Below are 6,059 nucleotides of genomic sequence, written 5' to 3' on the forward strand. Positions count from 1 at the left end.
ACGGTGATGATCCCCATCGTCTTCTGCGCATCGTTGAGCCCGTGGCTCAGCGAGTAGGTCGCGGAGGAGAGCAGGTGCAGCGCGCGGAACGAACGCTCGGCCTGGAAGGTCGTCGCGCGACGCAGCGCCCAGCTGCTGAGCAGCATCACCAGCATCGCCAGCATCATGCCGATCATCGGCGAGAGCACGATCGCGAGCAGCGTCTTGTTGAGCCCGGCCCATTGGATCGTGCCGATGCCGCCATGCGCCACCCCGGCGCCGATCAGCCCGCCGATCAGCGCGTGGCTCGACGACGAGGGAATCCCGCGCAGCCAGGTGATGACATTCCACGACATCGCCCCGCCAAGCGCGCCGAAGATCACCGCGGGCGTCACGATATCCTTGTTGATCAACCCCTTGCCGATCGTCTCCGCGACGGCGTGGAGGCTGGGAAAGGCGATCGTCAGAAAATAGGCGGCGAAGTTGAAGAAGGCCGCGAACGCCACCGCCTGGACCGGCGACAGCAAGCGCGTCGCGACCACCGTGGCGATCGAATTGGCCGCATCATGCAGCCCGTTGAGATAGTCGAACGCCAGCGCGACCGCGATCAGGCCGACGAGCAACGGAAAAGCGAGATCGTGCATCGTCGGCGCGATCAGGCGTGATCGATCACGATGCCGTCGATCTCATCGGCGACATCCTCGAATGCGTCGACGATCCGCTCGAGATGCTTGTACAACTCGCGCTCGACGACGAAGCGCAGCGTATCCTGCTTCCCGTAATTTTCGAGCGAGCGCTTGAGCCCGGCGCTGTGGATCTCGTCGGCATGCCCCTCGATCCGCACCAGCCGCTCGGTCAGCTCGTGGAGCCGGTCGCCGTTGCGGCTCACGTCGCGCAGCAGCGGCATCGCCTCCGCCGCGACGCGCGCGGCATCGAGCACGATCCCCGCCATGTCGCGCATCTCGGGCGCGAATTCGTTGACCTCATAGAGATCGATCGCCATCGCCGCGGCGTGCATCTCGTCGATCGTATCGTCGAGCGCGCCGATCAGCGCGGTGATCGAGGCGCGATCGAACGGGGTGAGGAAGGTCGAGCGCACCGTCTTGAGCACGTCGCGGGTGATCTGATCGGCGTCATGCTCGCGCTCGACGATCTCGCGGATATGCTCGCGCGCGGCGGGGCCGCCCTCCAGCAACCGCGCGGTCGCCTCGGCGCCGGCCAGCACTGTCGCGGCATGCGCCTCGAACAGCTCGAAAAAATTGCCGGTCTTGGGCAGCAGGCGCTGGAACCAGGCGAACATCGAACGGACTCCCGAAATCGGTTGTTGGGTGACGAGCGACGACCGTCGCCGCACCGCCGCCTCGAATTGAGACGGCGCAAAAGAACGGATCAATTCGCGCAGATCGGGCTCGTCCACCGCATGCGCCGCATCGGCCAAGGTGAACCAGCGGCGCTCGCGCTGCGCCTGCTCCTTCCACCTCGTCAGCTCGCGCGTCACCGCGAGCGGAAAGACGTCGACGTCGATCATCAGTGACGCGCCGCTGCTGCGCCGCTTGCGATAGCGATAAGTGCCGAGCGGCACCGGGCACAGGGCACCGCTCACACCCGCCTCTTCCTCCGCCTCTTGCGCGGCGGCGACATGGAGCGAGGTTCCCGGTCCGATATTGCCCTTCGGCACGACCCAGCGGCCGGTGTCGCGCGACGTGATCAGCAGGACGCGGATTTCACCGTCCGGCGCGACGCCATCAAGGCGATAGGGTAAAGCGGCAATCTGGCGAATGGCCTGTCTCTTTGCGAATAGATCGTCTCGGCGGCCCCATATCCGCCCCGCACGCAAATGTCATCGCTGCGTAACAATGTGACGCGCGAAAGCCCGCCACGCAAGCGCGGCGTCGACAGGAACAGCCGCTATTTCAGTTTCTTGAGTTAAGGGAGATCGGCGGCCATTTTCCGGCTACCCCGTCACCCCGGCCTTTGCCGGGATCCACCGGGAGGCATCGGCAGGACAAGCGGCTCTTGCTCCAAGACGGGAGGCGCAGTGGACGCCGGCACAAGGCCGGCGTGACGAAGGGGCAAGCCGCCAAATATCATTGCCTTGCGACTCAAAGACCGGGGGGAATGCGGGTTTTGCCTAGCGAATAGTTGCACGCCCACAGCGCCAGCGAACCAGCGCCCCGATTATCATACGTGCAGCGGCGCGCCGACGCGCCGCCGGGACCGCTCAGATTCGGCGGTGCTTACCGCCGTACCGACGGCCGATATATTCGCCCAACCGATTCATTTCGCTCGCCGCCGCGGCCGCGCCCTCGATGCAGCAGGGCAACGGATCGCCCGCATGATCGCTCGCGCGCGCTTCCACCTTCTCGCGCAATTCCTCGATATCTGCGCGGGTTAGCAGGTTCTTTTCGCGCAGCAGGCAGAGCAGGCTTTGTAAGATCACCAGGCTCTTGTCACCCGAATCGCCTACGCCCAGCTCGATCCTGTTCATCGCATCTCTCTCCTTTGCGTAGAGAGAGGATATGCCTGTTACGCGAAAAGGCAAGTCAGCGAAGTATTTTTTACTCCAGCCCGCCCCCCAGCGCGCGATAGAGCTCGACCAGATTGCTCGCGCGGGCAAGCCGCGTCGTCTGGAGCTGCTGGCGTGCGGCATAAGCGGTGCGCTGTGCATCGAGCGCGGTGAGGAACGAATCGACCCCGGCGCGATAGCGCGCGTCGGACAGATTCGCCGCGACATTGGCCGCCTCGACCCGTGCATTTTGCGCGGCGACCTGTTCGCCGATCGTCCCGCGCGTCGCCAGCGCGTCGGCGACCTCCTTGAACGCGGTCTGCACCGCCTTTTCATAGGTCGCGACCGCCGCCTGCTGCGACGCCTTGGCATAAGCGAGGTTGGCCGCGTTGCGCCCGCCGTCGAACAGCGGCAGCGCCGCGCTCGGCGCGCCGGTGTAGGTGAAGCTCCCTCCGGCGAACAGCCCCGAGAGCGCGGTCGAGATCGTGCCGAGCGTCGCGGTCAGCGAAATCTTGGGGAAGAACGCCGCGCGCGCCGCGCCGATATCGGCGTTCGACGCGATCAGCTGATGCTCGGCCTGCAATACATCGGGGCGGCGCAACAACACCTGCGACGACAGATCGGCGGGCAGCGCGTCGAGCGTCACCTTCCCGGCATCGAGCCCGGCGGGCAGCTGGTCCGCGGGGATGGTCGTCCCGGCGAGCAGGTTGAGCGCATTCTGATCCTGCGCGATCCGGGTGCGCAGCGTCGCGATATCGTTGCGCGCGCTCTGATAGCTCGTCTCGGCCTGCCGCGCGGCCAGCTCGGAGGCGACGCCGATGCGGAATTGCGCGCGGGTCAGCTCGAGCGTCTGCTCGAATGCCTTGAGCGTCTCCTCGGCCAGCGCGAGCTGGTCGCGATCCGAAGCCAGCGTCAGCCACGCCGTCGCGATCTCCGCGATCAGGCTGATCCGCGTCGAGCGCTGCGCCTCCTCGCTCGCGAAGAAGCGCTCCTGCGCCGCGCGGCTGAGATTGCGGACCCGGCCGAACAGATCGAGCTCGAACGAGGAGAAACCGGCGCTGACCGAATAGATTTCGAGATTGTTCGACGGGCCGCCCGCCCCCGCTGCCGCACCGCCGCCGAGGTTGGCGGCATTATTGGTATAGGTCGCGCCGCCGCTGATGCTGGTCGACGGCACCAGATCGGCGCGCTGGACATGATATTGCGCGCGCGCCTGGAGCACGTTGGCGGCGGCGACGCGCAGATCGCGGTTGTTGGCGAGCCCGGTCTCAATCACCTGGCGCAGTCGCGCGTCGGTGAAGAAATCGCGCCAGCCGATCCTGGTGACGTCGGGCGCGTCGCTCGCCGCGGCGGGATAGGGCCCGCCCTGCGGCAGCTCGGCCGGCACCGCGCCGACCGGCCGGACATATTTGGGCGCGAAATTGCACGCCGCCAGCGCGGTCGCGGCAGTCAGCGCGGTGAGGGTACGGAAACGGCGGGTCACGCGGTCACTCCTTGCGGCGCGGCATCGGGCGCCCCGTCATCATTATGGTCGTCGTCCTTGCCGTGACCGAACATCCGCAGCACCGCGACGAAGAACATCGGGACGAAGAAGATCCCCAGCGCGGTCGCCGACAGCATCCCGCCGACCACCGAGCGGCCGATCGCATGCTGCCCGCCCGCCCCGGCGCCGGCCGAGATCGCCAGCGGCAGCACGCCGAACACGAAGGCGAAGCTGGTCATCAGGATCGGCCGCAGCCGCAGCTTCGCCGCCTCGATCGCGGCGTCGAACGGCCGCATCCCGTCGGCGATCCGCTCCTCGGCGAATTCGACGATCAGGATCGCGTTCTTCGCCGACACGCCGATCGTCGTGATCAGCCCGACCTGCAGATAGATGTCGTTGTTGAGCCCGGTCAGCGTCGCGGCGATGATCGCGCCGATCACCCCGAGCGGGACGACCAGCAGCACCGAGATCGGCACCGACCAGCTTTCGTACAGCGCGGCGAGGCACAGGAACACGATCAGCAGCGACAGGGCATAGAGCGCCGGCGCCTGCCCGCCCGACAGCCGTTCCTCATAGGAGAGACCGGTCCATTCGAGCGCGGTGCCCGGCGGCAGCTTCGCCTGCATCTCCTCCATCGCCTTCATCGCGGTGCCGGTGCTGACCCCGGCGCCGGCGCCGCCCTGCACCTCGACCGCGGGCAGGCCGTTGTAGCGGGTGAGCTGCACCGGCGCATTGGCCCAGCTCAGCGTCGAGAAGGCGGTGAACGGCACCATCTGCCCGTTCGCGCCGCGCACGTAGAAGCTGCCGATATCCTCGGGGCGCAGACGATAGGGCCCGTCGGCCTGGATATAGACGCGTTTCACCCGCCCGCGATCGATGAAATCGTTGACATAGGCGCCGCCCCAGGCGGTCGAGATGGTCGAATTGACCGCCGCGAGATCGAGCCCCAGCGCGCGCGCCTTGTCCTGATCGATATCGACCCGGAGCTGCGGCGCATCTTCCAGGCTGACCGGGCGGACCTGCGCGACGCGCTTGTCCTGCATCGACATGCCGAGCATCATGTTGCGCGCCTGGACGAGCTTCTCGTGCCCGATGTTGCCGGTATCGACCAATTGCAGGTCGAACCCGGTGGCGTTGCCGAGCTCGGTCACCGCCGGCGGCACCAGCGCGAAGATCATGCCGTCCTTATATTGCGAGAATGCCCCCATCGCGCGCCCGGCGATCGTCTGCGCCTTGTTCGCCGTGCCGGGGCGCTCGTCCCACGGCTTCAGCTTGACGAAGGCGATACCGGCGTTCTGCCCCTGCCCCGAGAAGCTGAAGCCGTTGATCGTGAACACCGATTCGACGCCCTGCTCGCTCCTGAAATGGTTGCGCACCAGATCGAGCCCCTTGTCGGTACGCGCGCTGGTCGCGCCCGACGGCCCCTGCACCAGCGCGAGCACGATGCCCTGATCCTCGTCGGGCAGGAAGGCGCTCGGCATCCGGTAGAACAGGAAGCCCATCCCGACCACGATCAGCAGATAGAGGACGAACGAACGCTTCCAGTTGCGCGCGGTGGTCCGCACGCCCTTTTCGTAGCGCACCTGGCCGCGTTCGAACTTGTCGTTGAACCAGCGGAAGAAGCGCGCGAGCAGGCCATCGCCTTCGTGCTTGGTCGGATCGTGCGGCTTGAGGATCGTCGCGCACAAGGCCGGGGTGAGGATCAGCGCGACCAGCACCGACAGCACCATCGCCGAGACGATCGTGATCGAGAACTGGCGATAGATCACCCCGGTCGATCCGCCGAAGAACGCCATCGGCAGGAATACCGCGGAGAGCACCATGCCGATGCCGACCAGCGCGCTGCTGATTTCGTCCATCGACTTGCGCGCCGCATCGCGCGGGCTGAGCCCCTCGGTGGTGATCAGCCGTTCGACATTCTCCACCACGACGATCGCGTCGTCGACCAACAGGCCGATCGCCAGCACCATGCCGAACAAGGTCAGCGTGTTGATCGTGAACCCCGCGACCGCCATCATCGCGAAGGTGCCGAGCAGCACCACCGGCACCGCGATCGTCGGCACCAGGGTCGCGCGCAAATTCTGCAGGAAC

At 66.6% G+C, this 6,059-nt stretch carries 5 protein-coding genes; all 5 read right to left on the minus strand.

Annotation, left to right across the window (positions count from 1 at the left end; all coding sequences use genetic code 11):
- The coding region (locus BGN95_RS00005; RefSeq protein WP_286771248.1) for an inorganic phosphate transporter at nucleotides 1-623 on the minus strand (623 nt) is incomplete at its 3' end.
- 11 nt (nucleotides 624-634) lie between these two features.
- Nucleotides 635-1,759: a DUF47 family protein gene (locus BGN95_RS00010; RefSeq protein ID WP_286771298.1), complete on the minus strand. Its 1,125-nt coding sequence runs from the start codon at nucleotides 1,757-1,759 to the stop codon at nucleotides 635-637.
- 441 nt (nucleotides 1,760-2,200) lie between these two features.
- Nucleotides 2,201-2,467 (minus strand): hypothetical protein, encoded by a 267-nt coding sequence (locus BGN95_RS00015; RefSeq protein ID WP_179512341.1) that lies wholly within the window; start codon nucleotides 2,465-2,467, stop codon nucleotides 2,201-2,203.
- A 70-nt stretch (nucleotides 2,468-2,537) separates the two neighbouring features.
- Entirely contained in the window at nucleotides 2,538-3,968 is a 1,431-nt protein-coding gene (locus BGN95_RS00020) for an efflux transporter outer membrane subunit (protein ID WP_286771249.1), read from the minus strand.
- On the minus strand, nucleotides 3,965-6,059 hold a 2,095-nt coding region (locus tag BGN95_RS00025), incomplete at its 5' end, for an efflux RND transporter permease subunit (RefSeq protein ID WP_286771250.1). The genes BGN95_RS00020 and BGN95_RS00025, both read right to left, overlap by 4 nt.

It is taken from the genome of Sphingomonas sp. 66-10 (assembly GCF_001897045.1).
Classification (GTDB): Bacteria; Pseudomonadota; Alphaproteobacteria; order Sphingomonadales; family Sphingomonadaceae; genus Sphingomonas; species Sphingomonas lycopersici.